18 protein-coding genes are annotated in these 18,858 nt (G+C 66.5%); 9 read left to right on the plus strand and 9 right to left on the minus strand.

Annotated elements, in window-relative coordinates:
- Nucleotides 1–450 precede the first annotated feature (450 nt).
- From ligD to ACFVTM_RS04730, 3 genes are all read right to left on the minus strand, one after another.
- Nucleotides 451–1,695, minus strand: a complete 1,245-nt coding sequence (gene ligD / locus ACFVTM_RS04720) for a non-homologous end-joining DNA ligase (RefSeq protein WP_390202235.1) — start codon at nucleotides 1,693–1,695, stop codon at nucleotides 451–453.
- Nucleotides 1,696–1,808: 113 nt separating this feature from the next.
- Nucleotides 1,809–3,317, minus strand: a complete 1,509-nt coding sequence (locus ACFVTM_RS04725) for an MFS transporter (protein WP_390202236.1) — start codon at nucleotides 3,315–3,317, stop codon at nucleotides 1,809–1,811.
- Nucleotides 3,318–3,374: 57 nt separating this feature from the next.
- Complete coding sequence (locus ACFVTM_RS04730; protein ID WP_390202237.1) at nucleotides 3,375–3,713, minus strand: hypothetical protein; 339 nt, start codon at nucleotides 3,711–3,713, stop codon at nucleotides 3,375–3,377.
- Nucleotides 3,714–3,848: 135 nt separating this feature from the next.
- Between ACFVTM_RS04730 and ACFVTM_RS04735 the strand changes: the two genes are divergently transcribed.
- Both ACFVTM_RS04735 and ppsA read left to right on the plus strand, forming a co-directional pair.
- Nucleotides 3,849–4,667, plus strand: coding sequence for a pyruvate, water dikinase regulatory protein (locus ACFVTM_RS04735; protein ID WP_390202238.1), 819 nt, complete (start codon nucleotides 3,849–3,851; stop codon nucleotides 4,665–4,667).
- A 151-nt stretch (nucleotides 4,668–4,818) separates the two neighbouring features.
- Nucleotides 4,819–7,236 (plus strand): phosphoenolpyruvate synthase, encoded by a 2,418-nt coding sequence (gene ppsA, locus ACFVTM_RS04740; protein ID WP_390202239.1) that lies wholly within the window; start codon nucleotides 4,819–4,821, stop codon nucleotides 7,234–7,236.
- Nucleotides 7,237–7,296: 60 nt separating this feature from the next.
- Here ppsA and ACFVTM_RS04745 read toward each other — a convergent pair whose 3' ends face one another.
- Together ACFVTM_RS04745 and ACFVTM_RS04750 are read right to left on the minus strand one after the other, a co-directional pair.
- On the minus strand, nucleotides 7,297–8,289 hold the full coding sequence (locus tag ACFVTM_RS04745; RefSeq protein ID WP_390202240.1) for a DMT family transporter: 993 nt from the start codon (nucleotides 8,287–8,289) through the stop codon (nucleotides 7,297–7,299).
- A complete protein-coding gene (locus tag ACFVTM_RS04750; protein ID WP_390202799.1) occupies nucleotides 8,286–8,891 on the minus strand; it encodes a TetR/AcrR family transcriptional regulator in 606 nt (201 codons plus the stop codon). Before ACFVTM_RS04750 ends, ACFVTM_RS04745 begins: the two co-directional genes overlap by 4 nt.
- Before the next feature lie 52 nt (nucleotides 8,892–8,943).
- Here ACFVTM_RS04750 and ACFVTM_RS04755 point away from each other — a divergent pair, with 52 nt between their 5' ends.
- The 3 genes from ACFVTM_RS04755 (at nucleotide 8,944) to ACFVTM_RS04765 (ending at nucleotide 9,764) form a co-directional block, all read left to right on the plus strand.
- Complete coding sequence (locus ACFVTM_RS04755; RefSeq protein ID WP_390202241.1) at nucleotides 8,944–9,108, plus strand: hypothetical protein; 165 nt, start codon at nucleotides 8,944–8,946, stop codon at nucleotides 9,106–9,108.
- Nucleotides 9,109–9,157: 49 nt separating this feature from the next.
- A complete protein-coding gene (locus ACFVTM_RS04760; protein WP_390202242.1) occupies nucleotides 9,158–9,373 on the plus strand; it encodes an SDR family NAD(P)-dependent oxidoreductase in 216 nt (71 codons plus the stop codon).
- A gap of 88 nt (nucleotides 9,374–9,461) precedes the next feature.
- The gene (locus tag ACFVTM_RS04765; RefSeq protein ID WP_390202243.1) at nucleotides 9,462–9,764 is read left to right on the plus strand and encodes a DUF4193 domain-containing protein; all 303 of its coding nucleotides are present in this window, start codon (nucleotides 9,462–9,464) and stop codon (nucleotides 9,762–9,764) included.
- A 126-nt stretch (nucleotides 9,765–9,890) separates the two neighbouring features.
- Here ACFVTM_RS04765 and ACFVTM_RS04770 read toward each other — a convergent pair whose 3' ends face one another.
- The 3 genes from ACFVTM_RS04770 to ACFVTM_RS04780 form a co-directional block, all read right to left on the minus strand.
- On the minus strand, nucleotides 9,891–11,420 hold the full coding sequence (locus ACFVTM_RS04770) for an FAD-dependent oxidoreductase (RefSeq protein ID WP_390202244.1): 1,530 nt from the start codon (nucleotides 11,418–11,420) through the stop codon (nucleotides 9,891–9,893).
- Nucleotides 11,421–11,511: 91 nt separating this feature from the next.
- Complete coding sequence (locus tag ACFVTM_RS04775) at nucleotides 11,512–11,745, minus strand: hypothetical protein (RefSeq protein ID WP_390202245.1); 234 nt, start codon at nucleotides 11,743–11,745, stop codon at nucleotides 11,512–11,514.
- 157 nt (nucleotides 11,746–11,902) lie between these two features.
- Nucleotides 11,903–12,784: a LysR family transcriptional regulator gene (locus ACFVTM_RS04780; protein ID WP_390202246.1), complete on the minus strand. Its 882-nt coding sequence runs from the start codon at nucleotides 12,782–12,784 to the stop codon at nucleotides 11,903–11,905.
- A gap of 75 nt (nucleotides 12,785–12,859) precedes the next feature.
- On the opposite strand from ACFVTM_RS04780, the gene ACFVTM_RS04785 reads away from it, so the two are divergent.
- Together ACFVTM_RS04785 and ACFVTM_RS04790 are read left to right on the plus strand one after the other, a co-directional pair.
- Nucleotides 12,860–13,807 carry a DMT family transporter gene (locus tag ACFVTM_RS04785; RefSeq protein ID WP_390202247.1) on the plus strand — a complete coding sequence of 316 codons (948 nt, stop codon included), beginning with the start codon at nucleotides 12,860–12,862 and terminating at the stop codon, nucleotides 13,805–13,807.
- A gap of 24 nt (nucleotides 13,808–13,831) precedes the next feature.
- Nucleotides 13,832–14,704, plus strand: coding sequence for a Rieske 2Fe-2S domain-containing protein (locus ACFVTM_RS04790; RefSeq protein ID WP_390202248.1), 873 nt, complete (start codon nucleotides 13,832–13,834; stop codon nucleotides 14,702–14,704).
- A 48-nt stretch (nucleotides 14,705–14,752) separates the two neighbouring features.
- Here ACFVTM_RS04790 and ACFVTM_RS04795 read toward each other — a convergent pair whose 3' ends face one another.
- Nucleotides 14,753–15,541, minus strand: a complete 789-nt coding sequence (locus ACFVTM_RS04795) for an MBL fold metallo-hydrolase (RefSeq protein WP_390202249.1) — start codon at nucleotides 15,539–15,541, stop codon at nucleotides 14,753–14,755.
- Between the two features lie 173 nt (nucleotides 15,542–15,714).
- Here ACFVTM_RS04795 and ACFVTM_RS04800 point away from each other — a divergent pair, with 173 nt between their 5' ends.
- Both ACFVTM_RS04800 and ACFVTM_RS04805 read left to right on the plus strand, forming a co-directional pair.
- On the plus strand, nucleotides 15,715–16,755 hold the full coding sequence (locus tag ACFVTM_RS04800) for a hypothetical protein (RefSeq protein WP_390202250.1): 1,041 nt from the start codon (nucleotides 15,715–15,717) through the stop codon (nucleotides 16,753–16,755).
- A 138-nt stretch (nucleotides 16,756–16,893) separates the two neighbouring features.
- The gene (locus tag ACFVTM_RS04805) at nucleotides 16,894–18,858 is read left to right on the plus strand and encodes an aconitate hydratase (RefSeq protein ID WP_390202251.1); all 1,965 of its coding nucleotides are present in this window, start codon (nucleotides 16,894–16,896) and stop codon (nucleotides 18,856–18,858) included.

Here is an 18,858-nt window from a genome sequence, read left to right on the forward strand (position 1 = left end):
GACCACGAGCTGCACCTGTGGGGAGGGTCGCGGCTTTTCCCTTTCCGGCCGCCGGACGAAGCCGAACCGGCGGTAGGGCATCTGGGTGGCCGTGGCGGCCGGTTTGCCATCGACGATGGCGATCCATACCGTTTCAATGTCCTCCGCCCGGGGCGGCGGCAGCCTCGGCCGGCCCTGCTAGATAAAGGCCCGGTACCGCGACTTCAGCGCTATGAGGCGGGGGCCGCCACTGCTCCGGAAACGATCACCCATGAGTACTGGGAAGAGGTCCCGCTACTTTCCGGAGAATTGACCGACCTGGGACGTGGGCAAACCTTCACCGACGGGATGTATGCGTGCCGTCCGCCCGGCATGAAACACGGACTGTATCGAGCGAAGCGGGTTGCAGCATGCTGGTGTTCATCCGCCACACATGCGAAACCGCCTCGTAATTTGTAACGGGCCGGGGCGTCAGGGCCCGGGGCGCCCCGGCCACTCCTTGCCCGCCCATGGGTCGTAGTCAGCGATGAGCTCCTCCTGTGGGGGACGCTCATTTTCCGGGACATGCTGCAGGTTCACCCGCACCCGGTACCAGAGCGAACTGGATCCGCGCATTCCGTCGACGAGTACGTCGGCGGGATGCAGGGCCGGCACGAGGTCCGCATGCCGGGTCTTCCATACGTCGAGCGCCGCGAGTGCTTCGGGCTTGGACCTGGTACGTGCCACCTCGATCAGCGGCATGACCGACTGCCGGCGGCCCGAGCCGTCGCCGCCCCGCGGCGGCTTTTCGGCCGGGCCAAGCTCGGCAGCCAGGGCGAGTAGTCCGGCGAGTGAGCCGACGGCGTCGTCGATGCCGGCGTGAGGATCTCCGACGTCGGCGAACCGCTCGGGCACCGTCAGTACTGTGAATTGTTCCGGCCGGGCGGAGGTAACTTCGTCCCAAGTGAGCGGAGTCGAGACCCTGGCATCGGGTAGGGGCCGGATCGAGTATGCCGAGGCTACGGTGCGGTCCTTGGCGTTCTGGTTGAAGTCGACGAACACACTCTCGCCGCGCTCCTCCTTCCACCACCGCGCGGTGGCGAGGCCCGGAGCGCGGTTCTCGACCTCACGGGCGAGGGTCTCCGCGGCGAGCCGCACGTCGCGGTACGACCACTGGGGCCCGATCCGCACGAGGATGTGGAGTCCCCGCGAACCGCTGGTCTTCGGCCACCCCACCAGGCCCACGTCGTCGAGCACCTCGCGCGCGACGTAGGCGACGTCAACGATCTGCGACCAGTCGACGCCCGGCATCGGGTCGAGGTCGACGCGGAGCTCGTCGGGGTGCTCGAGGTCCTCGGCGCGCACGGGGTGCGGGTTGAGGTCCAGGCAGCCAAGATTCACTACCCAGGCCAGGCCGGCGGCATCCCGGATGACGGCCTCCTCGGCTGATGTCCCCGACGCGTAGTGCAGCGTCGTGGTGCCGATGAAATCGGGGTGGTTTTCAGGCACGCGCTTCTGAAAGAACGGCTCAGCGCCGATCCCCTTGGGGAAGCGCTTGAGCACCATGGGCCGTCCGCCGGCGCCCCGCAGCGCACCATCGGCGACGGCGAGGTAGTAGCGCACCAGGTCGAGCTTGGTCAGCCCGGGCTCGGGGAACACCACCTTGTCCGGACTCGAGATGCGAACCTCGTTACCGGCAATGTCGAGGATCTCGGCGGGGGTCTTCGACGGGTTCATTCCGCCACGCTAGCAATGATCGGATGCCCCAGCCAGAGCCGGTGTGTCCCGCCGGGCGTTCGTCGGATCGCGGGGGATCTCCCAACACGGTCTTGGTCATCCCCAGGACCTATTCATCCTCCAGACGGGGAGTCGGTGTCCGCCGTCTCCGGGGCCTCCGCGCCAGTCCGGACATACGACGCCGAGACCCGTCGGTAGACCGGGGTCAGGAAGGCCAGCAGCGCGGCCGCGATCATGATGATCCCGGCTATCAGGAACACCAGGGCGATGCCGCGGGAGGTGCCTTCTCCCAGCAGCGGGGCCAGTTGGGCGGCGCCCTCCGCGGAGCGCGCGTACGGGATGATCCAGACCTGTGCGATCGGCGCGATGAGGAACGCCGTGATCGGTGCTGCCGCTGATTCGAACGCCATGGCGAATCCGAACACGCGGCCCTGCCGCGGCAGAGGCACCACCTTCTGGATGACCGTCTGCTCGGCGGCCTCCACAAAAGGCACCAGGACCAGGTATAGCCAGATGCCGGCGATGTACAGCCATGCCCACTCCCGCAGCGTGAACACCGCACCGAGGACCCCCATCACGATCACCGCGATGAGCATGGTGCGCAAGGGGTTTGACCCGAGTCCGAACTTGCCGATCAGCGCGCCGCCCACGATGAACCCGGTGGCGCCCAGCGCGAAGTAGGTGCCCCACAGCTCCACGGGGAACATCTCCAGGCCGTAGGGGTCCATCAATGCCATGTAGACGCCGCCGATGAAGTTGTTGAATGTGGAGAACACGATAAGCGCGAACAATCCGGAAATGGCCAGCACCGCGGCGAGGGAGCCGCGCAGGTCGAATCCGCCGTGCGCGTCCGATGCAGCCGCGCGCACCTCCTCGGGCATGCGCAGCGTGAGCAGGTGCGCGAATGCCAGCGCCGTGAGCGCCAGGGCGACGACGATTGTCCAGCCCATGCCCAGCAGCCCGACCGACAGCCCGGAGAGCACCGAGGTGATGATGAACATCAGCCCCTGCACCATGCCCACCAGCCCGTTGGCGTTGGCCCTCCGGTCCGGTTCGATGAGGATGGTGACCGTGGTGGAGAGGGCAATGTTGCGCATGTTTTCCACCACCGCACCGGCCAGGATGATCAGGGTGAAGACCCAAAACCAGGGCTGTGCCAGGTCCAGCAGCCAGGCCGTGGGGGTCAGCAGGAACATGATCCCGGAGAGCACGAACATCGCCAGCGTGAAGCCTGCGGCGAAGCGCATCACGGCCAGCTTGCGGTAGCGGTCCACGAAGGTGCCGAAGCTGATGCTGGAAAGGGCGATCAACAGCATGTACGCGCCGCCGATCACCCCGGTGGCGATCACGTTGCGGGTCTGCAGGTAGACCCAGAACGTCAGGGCGAACCACAGGTAGCTGGTGGTGATGTTGGCGAGCGCGGTGTTCACCAGGATCCCGGCGAACGTGCGGGACCGCTGTGCCGGAGTGCGCAGTGTCGTGTTGATGGCGTCGGGATCGGCCAGGCGCAGCGCACGGCCGTCCTCGGCCGGAATAGCCGGGATGGCCACGTCCTCGGTGAGGCCCGCGCTGCCGTGGGGAGCCGTAGCGGCTCCGGGCGGGCCCGGTTCCTGCTCGGTCATGCCTCCCAGTGTACTGACGGGCGCGAACGCGGTCGACGGCGGAGCGGGAGGCTTTCCCTAGACGGCGTCCGGCCGCTGATCGCCCTTGTGGCTGCGCAGGTTCTCCTGCACCTTGCCGAACAAATCCTTGATGGTCGACTCCGTGTTAGTGAGCATGTCCGGCTGGACGTACACCTGTTGGGCGGGAGGCAGGCTGAAGTGGGAAGGAAGGCCACCGGTGCCGTCCACCCCTGCCAGCGCGATGGTCACGCCGTCCTCCTTGCGCGCAATGGCGCCGATCTTGCCGAAGACCACAGTAAATTCGTCCGGCTGGAAGCTGACGGTCAGCCCGACATGGGTGCGGTTAAGGTCGCTTGCCGCGACGGCCTTCTCGTTACCGGTGCCCTCATAGCTCATTTCCATCTCCTGCGACAGTTTGGTGGTGTTGGTGGCGCTGTACGCGAGCAGTCTACGTCCGTGTCCGGAGCCCGGGTAGGGACCCGCCGGCTCCCCGATGCCGGGCCGGTGCCGCCTTTGGTGCAGAATGCGTTCATGACCAATGACGCTCTTCGGCCTGTCTATTTCCTTTCGGACAGCACCGGCATCACCGCGGAAACGCTCGGCAACACCTTGTTGACGCAGTTCCCCGCGAACCATTTTGACCGCATCACGGTCCCGTTCATTACGACCGCCGAGCAGGCCAGGACCGTGGTCGGCACCATCGACAGGCTGGTCGCCTCCGGCCCGCGGCCGATCGTCTTTTCCACGGCCGTCAGCAGCGATATCCGCCAAGTCCTGGCGACGTGTCAGGGGATCGTCGTGGACCTCATCGGCACGCATGTCGGGCAGCTGGAGCAGGCCCTCGGCTCACCGGCCAGCGGGGAACCCGGGAGGGCCCATGGCCTGGGCAATGCCGAGCGGTATCAGTCGCGGATGGCCGCCGTCGAGTACGCCATGGAGCACGACGACGGCCAGAGCCTGCGCGCGCTGGAAAAGGCCCAGGTCATCCTAGTGGCACCGTCCCGCTGCGGCAAAACGCCCACCACCATGTATTTGGCGCTTCAACACGGCATCTTCGCCGCGAATTTCCCGCTGGTCGACGAGGACTTCCAGCGGGAGGGGCTCCCCAGGCCGCTGAGGCCTTTCGTTGAGAAATGTTTCGGCCTCTCATCCAACCCGCTGCGCCTGAGCCAGATCCGCACCGAACGGCGCCGCGGCTCGTCCTACGCGTCGTTGCGGCAGTGCGGCTTCGAGTTGCGGAGCGCCGAGCAGTTGTACGTCTCCCACCGGATTCCGTACCTGAATTCAGCCACCGTGTCCGTGGAGGAAATGGCCGCCACCATCCTGCAGCGCATGAATCTCAAGCATTAGGGAAAAATTTCACAATCCCGGTGTGGCGCATGTCATATGGAAACGTCGCCGGAGACCTGTCACTGTGGACAGGATTCGCGCCCACCAACCGGCTATCGCCGCGAGCGGGGCGGCACATCTGCATGCCATCATCTGCAAAGGAGCAGTAACTATGACGACAGACATCCTGTGGTTCTCAGAACTCGGACTCAAGGACCTGAACCGGGTGGGCGGAAAGAACGCCTCGCTCGGCGAAATGGTGCAGAACCTGACCTCTGCCGGCGTCCAGGTCCCGGACGGGTTCGCCACCACCGCGGATGCCTACCGCAGCTTCCTGGCAGATTCCGGCCTGGACCAGAAGATCGCCGACCGGCTGGTGGGCCTGGACACCGATGATGTGACCGCCCTTGCCTCGGCAGGCCAGGAAATCCGGGCCCTCATGCGCGAGACGCCCTTCCTGCCTGACTTTGAAGCGCAGATCCGGAACGCCTACCAGCAGTTGGTGGACAAGCACGGCGGTACCGGGGACCTCTCCTGGGCCGTCCGTTCCAGCGCCACCGCGGAAGACCTTCCGGATGCCTCCTTCGCCGGGCAGCAGGAAACCTTCCTGAATGTCCGCGGCATCGAGAACATCCTGCTCGCCATCAAGGATGTGTTCGCGTCCCTCTACAACGACCGGGCCATCGCCTACCGCGTGCACCACAAATTTGAACACGCCGAGGTGGCGCTCTCGGCCGGCATCCAGCGGATGGTGCGCTCCGACGTCGGGGCCTCCGGCGTCATGTTCACCATGGACACCGAGTCCGGGTTCCAGGATGCCGTGTTCGTCACGTCCTCCTACGGCCTCGGCGAGGCCGTGGTCCAAGGCGCCGTCAACCCGGACGAGTTCTACGTCTACAAGCCGGCGCTGCAGGCCGGCCGGCCCGCCATCCTCAAGCGCGGACTGGGCGAGAAGGCCCTCCAGATGACCTACACGACCAGCCAGGAAATCGGCCGCACCATTGACTTCGTCCCGGTGGAGGCCTCGTTGCGGAACCGCTTCAGCCTCAGCGACGACGACGTCGAGCAGCTCGCCCGGCACGCCGTCGCCATCGAGAACCACTACGGGCGCCCCATGGACATCGAATGGGGCAAGGACGGGATCGATGGTGGCCTGTACATCCTGCAGGCCCGCCCGGAGACCGTGCAGTCCCGCCGCGCTTCCGGCAGCCTGAGCCGTTTCCGCCTCAACGGGACCGGCCGCGTGCTGGTCGAGGGCCGCGCCATCGGCCAGCGCATCGGCGCCGGCAGCGTCCGCATCCTCACCGCGATCGACCAGATGGCCGCCTTCAAGACCGGCGATGTCCTGGTCGCGGACATGACCGACCCGGACTGGGAACCGATCATGAAGCGTGCCTCCGCCATCGTGACCAACCGCGGCGGACGCACCTGCCACGCGGCCATCATTGCCCGGGAACTGGGGATTCCCGCCGTCGTCGGCACCGGGGACGCCACGGACGCCCTCTCCGACGGCCTCGACGTGACCGTCTCCTGCGCCGACGGCGAGACCGGCGTGATCTACGAAGGGCTCCTGGACTTCAGCGTCGAGGAAACCGAGATCACCCAGCTGCCCGAGGCCCCCGTTAAGGTCATGATGAATGTCGGCACCCCGGAGCAGGCCTTCACCTTCGCGCAGCTGCCCAATCACGGAGTGGGCCTGGCCCGGCTCGAATTCATCATCAACCGCCAGATCGGCATCCACCCCAAGGCACTGCTGAACCTGGACGAGCAGCCGGCGGAAGTCGCCGCGGACATCCGTGAGCGGATCGCCGCGTATGACGGTCCGCGCGACTACTACATCAAGCGTCTGGCCGAAGGCGTGGCCACCATCGCGGCGGCCTTCGCGCCGGAACCGGTGATTGTGCGTATGTCCGACTTCAAGTCCAATGAGTACGCCAACCTGATCGGCGGACCCGCCTACGAGCCGCACGAAGAGAACCCGATGATCGGCTTCCGCGGCGCCTCACGGTACCTGGAGCCGTCGTTCCGGGACTGCTTCGACCTTGAATGCGAGGCCCTGTCCTTCGTCCGCAACGAAATGGGGCTGACCAACGTCAAGCTGATGATCCCGTTCGTGCGGACCCTGGACGAGGCCCGCGGCGTCATTGACCTGCTGGCGGAGAACGGCCTCACCCGCGGCGAGAACGGCCTCGAGGTGATCATGATGTGCGAGATCCCGTCCAACGCCCTGCTCGCCGACGAGTTCCTGGACTACTTCGACGGTTTCTCCATCGGCTCCAACGACATGACCCAGCTGAGCCTGGGCCTTGACCGGGACTCCGCGATTGTCTCCGGCAGCTTCGACGAACGCGACCCCGCCGTCAAGAAGCTCCTGAGCATGGCCATCAAGGCCTGCAAGGCGCGCGGGAAATATGTGGGCATCTGCGGCCAGGGTCCCAGCGACCACACGGACTTCGCCGAGTGGCTGGTCGAGGAAGGCATCGATTCGGTCTCCTTGAACCCCGACACCGTGGTGGACACCTGGCTCCGGCTCGCCGGCCCGGCAGTCCAGGCACGGGTCGGCGCCGCCGCCGCGACTGCAGTGAACTGACGGCACGGCGCCGAGGCAAGAACTGGCAGGACCCCCGACGGGCAGCACGGACCATGAATTTCAGGCCGTGCTGCCCGGCCTGGCGGCGGGGACGGGCTGGCTGCTGCTGGCCTGGGTTTCTTCGGCCGGGACTTCGCGTTTTCTGGGGGTTGGCAGGGTCAGCACAAAAAGGCTTCCAGCCACCAGTGCCGCCCCGGCCCAGGCCATCGCTGGGAGCCGTTCGCCCACTACTACGACTGCCAGGATGGCGGCCACGACTGTCTCGGCGAGGGATATCGTGGTGGCCGTGCTGGCGCGGATACGGGCCAGGCCCAGTCCGAACAGGACGTAGCCTGCAAACATCGGAACAAGCGCCATGTACAAACCGACGGACAGGTTCTGCCAGGATGCGACGAGAGGGGCGCCGGTGGCTGCGAGCACGGGCATGAGCAGTAGCCCGCCGATGCCAAAGACGGCACCCATGACAGCTGATGAGGGGGCGCCGGTGCTGATCAGGCGGTGCGCGGCCCAGGAGTAGAGCGCATAAGTGATCCCGGCAACCAGCCCCAGGCCGATGCCGGCGGGCGCGGACCAAGCCGCGTCGGTTGCCGACGCAGGATCAGCCGTCCCGGCCTCCGCGAAACACAGCAGCACCGCGCCGGTCACACCGAGCACGGCGCCTGTAGCCCAGCGGAGCGTAAAACGCCTCTTGTCCACGACCCGTTCAATGACGGCCGAGGCGAGTGGAGCCGAACCAATCGACACAACTGTTCCAACCGCCACGCCAGCCAGGTGCATTGAGGAATAGAAGGCGAGCGGGTACGCCGCGACGGCCACTGACCCCAACGCCACCGTGGGCCACCGGCTGCGCAGGAAACCCGCCGACGCGATGATCGTGCGGGCCGCAATCGCGGCCTGGAGCAGGCCACCCAGGCCCATTGCTATCGCCCCAATTGCCAGGGGGCTCACTCCGGGGGCGAATGTGGCCGCTGTTCCCGTTGTGCCCCACAGGACAGAGGCGGCCAGCACCAGCCATACACCCCACGGCGCCGCCGCGGACCCTGCGCCGTTCACAGGCTGCCGAGCAGGGTGGCCGCGATCTGGCGGGCTTCCTGGATGCAACGGTCATTGCCTTCCAAGCCTGCCCGGGCCATCGATCCTTCAAGGAGGAAGGCCAGATGCCGGGCAACTAGATGTGCCTGCTCAGGTGATGAGGGGAAAAGGTCGGACACATGCTCGGATAACAACGACTCGACCTCCTCCTTATGTTTCCGCACCGCAAGCCTTCCGGGATCCCCGGCGGGCAGTTCCGCGGCGGCATTCAGCAGGCCGCAGCCCCGGAACCCCTTCTCGTATGCCAGGTCCGCGTGGTCTGCGTAGGCATCGAAGACCGCAAGGACTCGCTCGCGGGGGCCGGCCGCCCCCTCCAGCCTGGCCCGATACAGCGCTATCCATTCCTCGTGCCGGGCATTCAGGTACACCATCACCAGGTCAGCCTTGGACGCGAAGTTGTTGTAGAGGCTCTTCTTGGCGACCCCTGCCTCGGCTGTAAGGGCGTCGATTCCCGTTCCGGCCAGACCGTCGGCATAGAAGCGGCGGGAGGCGGCTTCAAGTAGTGCGTCGTAGGCACGCCTCCTCGAAAGGGTATTACCCGGTGCCTTCTGCTTGTCGTTCATCATTCCTCGCAGCCATGGAGTGCAGGTAGTTAGACCAGTATACCTACCTTCAATGGTCCGCGTCGCAGTCCTGGTAGCTTTCGAGCGTTTCCTTGACCGGGTCGAGGCCAGGCGGTCAACGGGCTGCGTCGTGGGTGAGCTCACGACGATCAATATTCAGGGCCGTGCGATGGGCGACGTCGACTCGCGAACCACGAGTTCGGGCTCCACGACGTAGTGCTGAGCGGGTTCTCCTGTGAGGATCTGATGGTGGAGCATCTTGAAGGTTGCGACTCCCAGTGCCCGGCGTCCAGCTCTTCGGCCAGGACGCGAAAGTAGGCGAACTGTCCCTGGAAGTCTGGGAAAAGACCGTCGCCATCAACCAGCGCGGGGCATTCCTGACCCTCAAGCATGCCGTGCGGGCACTCCAGGGCCGCGGCGGGTCCATCATCTGCACCGGCAGCCCCACCGCAGTGGTCGCGTGCGGGCAGACCGCACTCTGAGGGCATCTGCGGGCAACCGGGAACAACGAGCCCCCTGCATACGTTGAAACCCCGTCAGCAAATAACGCCAGAAAAGAGAATGAACCCAGTGGCAACCGATTACGACGAAGTACGTTCCGACGTCAAGGAATCGCAGGACCGTTCCCTGGAGGCGCTGCAGTCCGCCAACGCTCCGGATGCCCGCAGCGTGGTCCGGGAACTGGACGAATCCGACGCACTGGATGACGCGATGACCCCCGGCGGGGAGTTCGTCGCCGAGGAACTGATCGTTCAGGTCATTCCCCAGGCCGAGGACGAGTTCACCTGCTACTCCTGTTTCCTGGTTCGGCACCGTTCCCAGCTCGCGCGCGTAAAGGACGGCCACTCGTACTGCATCGAGTGCGAGGGATAGGAGTCCTAACGCTGCGGCGTCGGCGAGTCGCGGTCACTGCATGAGCAGGTCCTTTTGGACCATCCTTCCTGCAGCGGTGACGACGGAGCTCGCCACGGTCGATGACCAGTCGGCAGAGGCCCGCGGTTACGGCGCCGGCCGGCTCGGCAGATCCTTGGCTGCGGGGCCCTGGATGACGGAGCCGTCGGTGCCGAATCGGGAGCCGTGGCAGGGGCAGTCCCAGGTGGTGTCGGCGGAGTTGAAGGCCACGGTGCAACCCAAGTGGGTGCAGATAGCGGATACGGCTCGGACCTGCCCGTCGGGGTCTTTGTAGACGGCGGTGCTCTCGCGGTTGACCTTGATGACTGCTCCCTCGCCAGGGGCCAAGGCCGCGTGGCCTGGGTGGCCGCCGAGCTTGCCTCTCAGGACGGTCGCCATGGTCTTGGCGTTTTCCTTCATGAACCGACCCGCGCTGGCCGCCGGGGTGATCCGGTTGCTGTTGAACACCGATGCCCAGCCGTTCTCCCTGCCGCTGAGGGCGTCGGTGAGAATGAGGGCGGCCGCGGTTCCATTGGTCAGGCCCCATTTACGCAGGCCGGCGATGACGTAGACGTGTTTGGCCGTGGGGGACATGCGGCCGACGTAGGGGAGCCCGTCGAGCGGGACGCCGTCCTGCGTTGACCAGCGGTAGGCGATCTCGCCGACGCCAAGGCGGTCGTGGGCAAAGGCGGCCAGTCTGCGATACCGCCCGGCCGTGTCCCCGGCCTCGGACACGCGATGGCCTTCGCCGCCGATGAGCACATAACTCGAGCCGCCGACGCTGGCGGTCAGGATAGAACGCAGGGGTTCCTCGGCGCTGATGAACGTGGCGTCCAGCGGTGGGGTGTCCACCCGTCCGGCGATGAGGTACGAGCGGTGCGGATGGCACCGAAGGTAGAACAGGCCCTGGCCGCCGAACGGCACATTCGTGGCGACGATGATGTCGTTGGCCCGGATGGCGCCTCCCTCGGTGACCACCACGGCCGGGGAACCGTCGTGGACTCTTTGCGCAGGCGTCCCCTCGAAGACAAAACTGCCCTCACCATTGACCGCCGCCGCGAGACCCTGCAGGTACTTCACGGAATGAATTTGCGCCTGCCCGTCGAACCGGACCGCTCCCTTGACGGGGAAAGGCAGCGGCACATCGGTGGTGAACGTGGCCGGGAGGCCGAGCCGGGCGGCGAGGGCCGCTTCCTCCCGGACGCGGGCAACGGCGTCGTCCGTTTCGGCGTAGGTGTAGTTGGCGACGCGGCGGAAGCCGCAGTCGATGCCCTCCCCGGCCACAACCGCCGCGACGTGTTCGATCGCGGCCTGGTTGGCCTCCCCATAGGTGCGGACGGTGCTGGTGCCGTGCCTGCGGGCGAGTTCGGTGTAGGCGAGGCGGTGCAGGGAGGTGACCTTCCCGGTGGTGTGGCCGGTGACGCCGGTTCCCACACGGGCGGTCTCGATAACCGCGACTGTACGGCCAGTGCGCTTGAGCGCCAACGCGGCGGTCAGTCCGGCGATGCCGGCCCCGATAACCGCGACGTCGACCTCGACATCCCCGTGAGGGGCGGGGTAGCCGGTGGTGGCGGCGGTGGCGACCCAGAGGGAGACGGGGTTACCTTCGGGCCGTCCACTGTTCGATGCTGCGTTCACTGCGTCACCTCCGGATCATCCGGTATTGCTCTGCCATGCCCGTACACGACGGCGACCGGGCGGACACCGGGCGGCCGGCAGCACCGGCCCTTTAGCCGATCGGGTGCCCCTGGCTGCAGGTTGTTTCCCCGGGCAGGATGTCATGGCCCTGAAGGCAGGTCACCGAGGGCGGCGACGGGTTGTCGTGGGCGATGAAAAACAGGCTGCTCCTGCCATGGCTGATCGCAGCGTCCTCCCGCTTGATCCAGGAAGTCGGACGGGAGTCACCTGTCATCGACTTGTCGTCGTGTCGGTGCCACGGGTTCTTGAATGGATGCTTGATCACGGTAACCGCGACCTTCCAAACCGTCTGTTGCCTTGCTGCAATTCCTGTGCCATGAGTATAGGCCTGAGGCCATCCCGGGAACAGGCCGGTGCCCGGTGCTTCATCGGCAGGCGCTTCAAGGAATCGACGGCGGTGGGGCAGGGGGCGTCGCCGTGCCCTACTCCGACCCGAGGTCCCGCGGCACCTGATCCACCATGAACTTCACGAACTCCGGTAACGCCGCGTGGGACACCGGCTCCAGCCAGGCCAGGGAAACCGTGACGGGCGGTGCGTCCACAAGTGGCCGGTACACCACTCCGGGGTGCTGGTAGGTCTCCGCAGTCGAGATGCCGCTGACGCCAATGCCGCGCCCGGAGGATATGGCGAGCAGCCAGTCGTCGGTGTTGTCCGTGGCCACGGTGTGCGTCGGGCGTATCCTCGCCGGCCACAAGTCCAGCCTTGTGAGCCCGGTGAGGACGTTGACGACGACGACCTCGGGGGAGAGGTCAGCCAGCCGCACCTCGCCGCGGCCGGCCAGCACGTGGTCGGCCGGCAGGACCGCGAAGCGCGGCTCCTCGGCAAGTTCGCGTTGCCGCATGCGGGCCGGCCCGCCGGTCACCGGCGGATCCCCGCGGACCAGGGCGACGTCGGCGCGACCGGAGGTGAGACCGCCGAACCGGTCATCCATGCGGCGCAATTCCACCGGTGTGTCCGGGTGCAGTTCGCGCCAGCGGCGGAGCAGTGGTCCGGTCCGGCGGCCGAGCGCGGACCACGGATACCCCAGCAACAGCGGCCGGACCGGTGTCTCTGCGGGGTCCAGGGCGGCGTCGAGGGCGGCGATTGCGGCGGCGGCGCGCGGACGCAGTGCCTCCCCGGCCGCAGTAATGGCCACATGGTGGGTCGAGCGGTCAAACAGTGTGGCGCCAAGGTGCGTCTCCAGTTGCCGCAGTGTCCTGGACGGCGCCGGTTGGCTGACCCGCAACACGGCCGCGGCAGAACTGAACCCGCCCTCCTCGGCGATGGCCAGGAATGCCCGCAAATGTCGCGCGTCAACGCTCATGCGTCTAGGTTATAACAGCAACTCAAATGGCATTTCCCGCGGCCTGCTGACTTTCCTAACGTAGGAACCATGCACATGACGACTTCCCGGGCCCCCTCCGCCGCCCCCGCCCACGCCCGGGCAACCGTGCTGGTGATGGCCGCGGTGCTCTGCCAGCAGCTCGGTGCGGCGGTGGCCGTCCTGGTCTTTCCCGCAGCCGGGCCGTTGGGCGTCGTGACGCTGCGCCTGGCGTTTTCCGCCATTATCCTTTTCGCTGTTGCCCGGCCGGGGCTGCACGGACACCGTGCAGGGGCATGGCGCGCCGCCATCGGTCTCGGCGTGACGATGGCGGCGATGAACTCACTGTTCTATGAGGCCATTGCCCGGCTGCCGCTGGGCACGGCAGTCACCATAGAAGTGCTGGGCCCCTTGGTCCTGTCCGTCGTGGCCGGCCGGCGCGTCAGTGCTCTGCTGTGGGCTGGGCTGGCCTTCTCGGGAGTAGCCCTGTTGGGACTGGGACAGGAAGGACTGGCCGAGCTCGACGTCACGGGTGTGTTCTTCGCCCTAGGTGCGGCGGCGTGCTGGGCCTTGTTTATCCTGTGCAATGCCCGGACCGGTGCGGCGTTCCCGAGGCTCGGCGGTCTGGCAATCGGAATGGCCGTCGGAGCGCTCTTTTCGCTGCCTGGCGCGATTCTGACGGCCGGGTCCGCACTGTTGGAGCCGACGGTACTTGGCCTTGGCGTCGGCGTCGCGCTGCTCTCCACCGCTGTCCCGTATTCCTTAGAGCTCATGGCCCTGCGCCGCATCCCGGCCGCGACGTTCTCGGTGCTGACCTGCACGGCGCCGGCCGTCGCGGCACTGGCCGGATTCATCGTGCTCGGGCAGAACTTCGGGCTGATCGACGCGCTGGCGGTTGCCCTCGTAGTGATTGCCAGCATGGGCGCCATTCGGACGGCGTCGCCGATTAAAGCTATCCGTCGGTCTCCGACGGATTCCAGTCCCGAGGGCTGTGCAGATAAGGGCCGAGAAATTAGGCTCAGCTGAACGACACGATGATGGAGGAAGCCGATGAAACCGTTGCCGCTGCTCAATGTCGTTTCCCGTCTGGAAGACAGTCGCTGGCTTGATCCTTTGGTCGCGGGGGTTAAAGGAACCGTGAACACGATCGTCCGGTTCCCGTGGCTCCGTGATGCGCTCCACGGCGTGCCCTTGGGACATCCGGTTCACCCCGTCGGAGTCCAGATACCGATGGGGGCGTGGACTTCGGCCGCCATCCTGGATGCCGTGCCGGGTAGCGACCGGGCGGCTGGCATATTGATTGGCGTGGGGGTGATCAGCGCGGTTCCTTCCGCGATCGCCGGCTTCACCGACTGGTCGGAACTTCACGAGCAGCAACTGCGCGTGGGCCTGGTCCACGCCGCTGGCAACCTCGCGGCCACTGGCCTGTACGCCGCGTCACTGGTGGAGCGGTCCCGTGGGCGGCAGCCGCAAGGCAAGCTGCTCGGGTATCTCGGATTTGCCGTGCTTTCGGCCGCAGGCTTCCTCGGTGGCCACCTCGCGTATCGCCAGGCCGCCGGTGTGAACCACAGCGAGGATGTTCCGCACCGTTTCCCTGTCGGTTGGCACGCCCTGGCCCCGCTGGATGAGCTCGTTGATGGCAAGCTGGAGCGAAAGATGGTGGCCGGGATGCCGCTGCTTGTTTTCCGCCGAGGCGACGGCGTCCACGTGTTGTCCGATCTCTGCAGCCACTTGTCCGGGCCACTCCATGAAGGCAAGGTCGAAGAACGCGGGGAGCCCTGCGTTGTCTGTCCGTGGCATGGGAGCGTTTTCTCGCTGAGTAGCGGAGAAGTCCTGGGCGGACCGGCGACAGCGGGCCAGCCGAGATTCAGCACACGCATTGAGAACGGTCTGGTTGAGGTGTCCCTCCCCGGCGCAGGGTAAGGGTGCGCCTCCATGAGGCCAGTGCTCACCCCGGAGCGACCATGCCGCCTACGGGGCAGCCTGGCTTCGCAACGCCGCCAGGGCTTTGGCCAGGGGCATGTGCAACGCCGGGCCATGGCCGGGAAGTATGACTGAGGCCTTGATCCCGTCCAGCCGGTGAGTTGCCGCCAGTGCCGCGGCGGGGTCTGTGTGGTACACCCGGTGGAGCATCTGGGGTCCGGTCCTAGGGCTCAGCGGATGGCCGCTGACAAACGAGTCACCCACAGCGATCGCCCCTGCGTCGGGAAGGAAGATCGAGACGTTGCCGGGGGTGTGACCCGGAAGCAGGATCACCTCCGGACAGCCGGGCAGGCTCCGGAGCCTCTCGGTGTCCCAAGCCTCGGCCCGCGTCGCAGGCTTCGCCGCCAGGGATCCTGCCTTGATGGCGTGGATCATCCACCGGAAGACGCGGGGGCGCCACACCCTGACGATGACCTGGCCGAACGTGACTTGGTGCTTTTCCCTCCCCTGGACATGGGCCAGTTCTTCCGGGGAGCACAGGATCGGCGTTCCATATGTCGAGGAGAAGTAGGCCGCAGAGCCGGTGTGGTCGACGTGGCCGTGGGTGATGAGCACGGCCTGGGCGTCGGCTGGATGCAAGCCCATCTGGCGGATGGACTCAAGGACGAGGGCGCGGTCGCCAGGATAACCGCTGTCAATGAGCATGAAGCCGGTTTCGTCGCGGACCACGATCCAGTTAGAGGCTGGTCCCTCAACGAAAAAGACGCCGGGAGCCTGCTCGGAAACGATGGGCGAGGAGTGCTTTTTATTGGCTCGGATATTGGCTCGGAGGTGCACGGGTACATCCTAGCCGCCGGTCCAGTTGCCACTCATGCCCATCAAGGGCGTCGAGCATACCCGCCACTGGCGGTTGGGCACCGCGAGGTCCAAGCTTTAACCATTCGGCGCGGGGCCAGATGCGGGCGGCTCCGGCCGGCGGGGGTGGCATGTCGAGTGCGAGGAGAGCGACCATGGTTGACACAGCAGCACGGACTCTTCGGGCAGGGGAGCGGAAGGACCTTGTAACGCAGCTGTTGGGCATCTGGCTCCTCCTGGCGGTCTTCCTTGACGGCTGGGCCCATCTGCACGTTCCCGGACTCGAAACCTTCTTCACTCCCTGGCACGCGGCCCTCTATTCGGGCCTCGTGGCCACTGCCGCGTGGACGGCCTACGTGATCTGGACCAACCGCCAGCCAGGGCAGCCGCTGACCCGGGCGATACCAGCCGGCTACCAGGGCACGGTCATCGGACTCACCCTGTTCGCCGTCGCGGGCGTACTGGATCTGGCCTGGCATGAGATCCTGGGCATCGAAGTCTCCCTCGATGCGCTGGTGAGCCCCACACACTTGCTCCTCGGGTTCAGCCTCTTCCTTATCCTCGGCACCGGCGTCCGCCGTGCCCGGGCCGCCAGCGGCTCAGAGGCCTTCCAATGGACGCCGCCAGCCGTACTGTCTCTCGCCCTGTTGGCCGGCCTGGGCGCCTTCTTCCTCATCTACTGCTCGGCCTTCGTCCGCGTCCCGCCGGCTGTCCCCTATCTTCCGGCGCCGATCGGGAGCCCCGGGCACGCCCAGGCGGAGCTGCCGCCGGCGCTCGGCCTGGCCAGCTACCTGGTGACCACGGCGCTGATCATCGGCCCCTTCCTCTATACGCTATCCGGGGCACGACGGCCGCCTTATGGGATCGCCACCGTCCTGGTCGCCGTGGTGGCGTGGCTGCCGCTGGCCATGTCGGGGCTGCGCCCGGCAGCGGTGGCCGGGGCCATAGGAGCCACGGCAGCCGCCGTCGTCGCGGATGTGCTGCTCGCCCGACGGGCGGAGCCGTGGCTGCGGCGCCGGCTGCCGGCAATCACCGCAGTCCTCGCGGCACTTGTCTGGACGGGCCAGCTGACCGGCATCGGCCTGGCGTCAGGGATCGAATGGCCCGTGTCGATGTGGCTGGGAGCCGTTGTGCTCAGTGCCGGAGTTGCTGCGGCCCTGGCCTTCCTCAGCTCGTGGAACACCAGGAACGTCTGAGTGCCGGGAGGTCCTGGCATCTGATCTCCACTGTTCCCGACGCCGGGAGAGGGCTATTTTGGGGGATAAGGGGAGTGCCCGGCGGGGTTCGTTACCGACGGAGGCGTCCGGCCTCGCCATCGAGTAAGGAAGCCCGCCATGGCCTACAACGTGGCCCAGAAGCTCATAGCATCCCATCTGGTCGCCGGAGAGATGATTCCCGGTCGCGAGATTGCTTTGCATATCGATCAGACACTCACCCAGGACGCGACCGGGACACTGGTCATGCTCGAACTGGAGGCCCTCGGGCTCGACCGGGCACAGACTGAGGTATCCGTGCAGTACGTGGACCACAACCTTCTGCAGGCTGACAGCAGGAACGCGGAGGACCATGATTTCCTCCGCTCGGCCTGCCGCCGGTTTGGCCTGTGGTTCTCGAAGGCCGGAAACGGGGTGTCCCATCCGACGCACATGCAGCGGTTTGGCATTCCCGGCAAAACCATGGTCGGCTCTGACAGCCATACCCCGGCCGCGGGTTCACTGGGGATGCTGGCAATCGGGGTTGGCGGCACGGAGGTAGCCCTGGCGATCGCGGGCGAGCCGCTCTATCTGAAAATGCCGGAGATCTGGGGCGTCAGGCTTACCGGCAAGCTGCCGCCGTGGACCAGCGCCAAGGACGTCATCCTCGAAATGCTGCGCCGGCACGGCGTGAAGGGCGGCCGCGACCGGATCATCGAGTACTACGGTCCCGGCCTCGCCACCCTGAGCGCGATGGACCGGCACGTGATTGCCAACATGGGCGCCGAACTTGGTGCGACGAGCACGGTTTTCCCGGCCGACGACCAGGTCCGGGCCTTTCTGCGTTCCGAACAGCGCGAGGGCGACTTCGCCGAACTCCTCGCCGATCCCGACGCCACCTACGACGTGACCGACGAGATCGATCTCGCCACGATCGAGCCGCTCATCGCCTTGCCCAGCTCGCCCGGCAACGTCGTCCCGGTGCGCGAGGTTGCCGGCAGGACGGTGGCGCAGGTGGTGATTGGGTCCTCAGCGAACCCGGGCCTGCGCGACTTCGCAATTGTCGCCGCCATCACGAAGGGGCGGCAGTGCCACCCGGGCCTGTCTTTCGACGTCAATCCGAGTTCCCGACAAATCCTCCAGGACCTCACCAAGATGGGGGCCACGCTTGATCTGATCAGCGCCGGAGCCCGGCTGCATCAGACCGGATGCATGGGCTGCATCGGGATGGGCCAGGCCCCCGCGAACGGAAGCAACAGCCTGCGCACGATGCCCCGCAACTTTCCCGGCCGGTCGGGGACGAAGGAGGACTCGGTCTACCTGTGCTCACCGGAGACGGCCGCCGCTGCAGCACTCACCGGAACGATCACCGATCCTCGGGACCTGACAGAGCTGTTGGGCCTGGAGTACCCCGAGATCGAACTTCCCGCGGTGTCGAGCGTGAACCTGGCCATGCTGGAGGAGCCGCTGGCGCCGGAGGAAGCTGGCAACGTGGCACTGGTCAAGGGTGAAAACATCTCCTCGCTCCCGGAATTCGGTCCCCTCGCGGACCGCATCGAGGCACCAGTCGCGCTGGTCGTGGGGAATGATGTCTCGACGGATGAGATCCTGCCAGCCGGTGCGCGCGTCCTGCCCTACCGCAGCAACATCCCCAAACTGGCCGAATTCACCTTCGACCAGGTGGATCCCACCTACCCCGCCCGTGCCGCACGCACCCGCGACTCGACGGGCCACATCCTGGTCGGCGGCACCAACTACGGGCAGGGATCCTCGCGGGAGCACGCGGCTATCACCCCGCGCTTCCTGGGGCTGCGCGCAGTGGTGGCCGTCTCGTTCGCGCGGATCCATTGGCAGAACCTGGCCAATTTCGGCGTCCTCGCCCTCGAGTTCACGGATGCGGCCGATCACGACCGGATCGAACAAGGCGATGTGCTCCTGCTGACCGGAACACACGACGCCCTCGTCTCAGGCAAGGAGATCCTGGTGCAGAACGAGACCCGCGACGAGGTCTACCCTGTGCGGCACAGCCTCTCCGGCCGTCAGGTGGAAATGCTCCTGGCAGGTGGCCTCATCCCGTGGCTGCGCGAACGCAGAGCGCGGGGGTGA

This window comes from Arthrobacter sp. NPDC058130, from assembly GCF_042884475.1.
GTDB lineage: Bacteria > Actinomycetota > Actinomycetes > Actinomycetales > Micrococcaceae > Arthrobacter.

Bases quoted from the DNA above. Each gene is read 5' to 3' on its own strand.
- ACFVTM_RS04750 (WP_390202799.1), bottom strand. From the start codon at position 8,891: ATGAACGACAAGCAGAAGGCACCGGGTAATACCCTTTCGAGGAGGCGT.
- ACFVTM_RS04805 (WP_390202251.1), top strand. From the start codon at position 16,894: ATGGCCTACAACGTGGCCCAGAAGCTCATAGCATCCCATCTGGTCGCC.
- ACFVTM_RS04800 (WP_390202250.1), top strand. From the start codon at position 15,715: ATGGTTGACACAGCAGCACGGACTCTTCGGGCAGGGGAGCGGAAGGAC.
- ACFVTM_RS04735 (WP_390202238.1), top strand. From the start codon at position 3,849: ATGACCAATGACGCTCTTCGGCCTGTCTATTTCCTTTCGGACAGCACC.
- ACFVTM_RS04755 (WP_390202241.1), top strand. From the start codon at position 8,944: ATGGTCCGCGTCGCAGTCCTGGTAGCTTTCGAGCGTTTCCTTGACCGG.
- ligD (WP_390202235.1), bottom strand. From the start codon at position 1,695: ATGAACCCGTCGAAGACCCCCGCCGAGATCCTCGACATTGCCGGTAAC.
- ACFVTM_RS04780 (WP_390202246.1), bottom strand. From the start codon at position 12,784: ATGAGCGTTGACGCGCGACATTTGCGGGCATTCCTGGCCATCGCCGAG.
- ACFVTM_RS04730 (WP_390202237.1), bottom strand. From the start codon at position 3,713: ATGAGCTATGAGGGCACCGGTAACGAGAAGGCCGTCGCGGCAAGCGAC.
- ppsA (WP_390202239.1), top strand. From the start codon at position 4,819: ATGACGACAGACATCCTGTGGTTCTCAGAACTCGGACTCAAGGACCTG.
- ACFVTM_RS04790 (WP_390202248.1), top strand. From the start codon at position 13,832: ATGAAACCGTTGCCGCTGCTCAATGTCGTTTCCCGTCTGGAAGACAGT.
- ACFVTM_RS04725 (WP_390202236.1), bottom strand. From the start codon at position 3,317: ATGACCGAGCAGGAACCGGGCCCGCCCGGAGCCGCTACGGCTCCCCAC.
- ACFVTM_RS04785 (WP_390202247.1), top strand. From the start codon at position 12,860: ATGACGACTTCCCGGGCCCCCTCCGCCGCCCCCGCCCACGCCCGGGCA.